This window comes from Streptomyces boncukensis, assembly GCF_011045075.1.
Classification (GTDB): Bacteria; Actinomycetota; Actinomycetes; order Streptomycetales; family Streptomycetaceae; genus Streptomyces; species Streptomyces boncukensis.
The window spans coordinates 1-594 of record NZ_JAAKZZ010001092.1 but is presented as its reverse complement, the minus strand read 5'-3'; the positions used below and the strand labels follow the sequence as shown (position 1 = coordinate 594).

The following is a 594-nucleotide window of genomic DNA, read 5'->3' as shown; positions in this document are numbered from 1 at the left end:
GCCACCACACGCACACCGTCACCGAGCGAAAGAGCCCCCGAGACCACAGCAGCAGCGATCTCCCCCTGCGAATGCCCCAGCACCGCATCCGGCTCCACACCATGCGAACGCCACAACTCCGCCAGCGCCACCATCACCGCGAACGACGCAGGCTGCACCACATCCACCCGCTCCAGCCCCACACCGTGCCGCAGAACATCCACCAACGACCAGTCCACCAACGACGACAACGCCTCCGCACACTCGGCCACCACCCCCGCAAACACCGCCGAAGCATCCAGCAGCCCAGCCCCCATACCAACCCACTGCGAACCCTGACCCGGGAACACGAACACCAGCCGCCCCGACACATCCGCCACCCCCGTCACCACGTCGGGGTCGGGCCTGTCGTGCGCCAGCGCGTCCAGCCCTGGGCGCGGGTCCTCCCCCACGACGACCGCCCGGTGCGGCAGCGCGGCGCGCGACAGCGCCAGCACCCGGCCGACACCCGCCAGCCCGGCCCCGTCGGCGTCCGGCCGCTGCCGGACAAACGCACCCAGCCGCTCCGCCTGCGCCCGCAGCGCCGCCCCGGACTGCCCCGACACGACCCAGGGC

The 594-nt window shown here is 72.7% G+C and carries 1 protein-coding gene; it reads right to left on the bottom strand.

The features are described 5' to 3' along the window. A partial coding sequence (locus G5C65_RS38105; protein WP_165303657.1) for an acyltransferase domain-containing protein occupies positions 1-594 on the bottom strand: 594 nt, incomplete at both ends.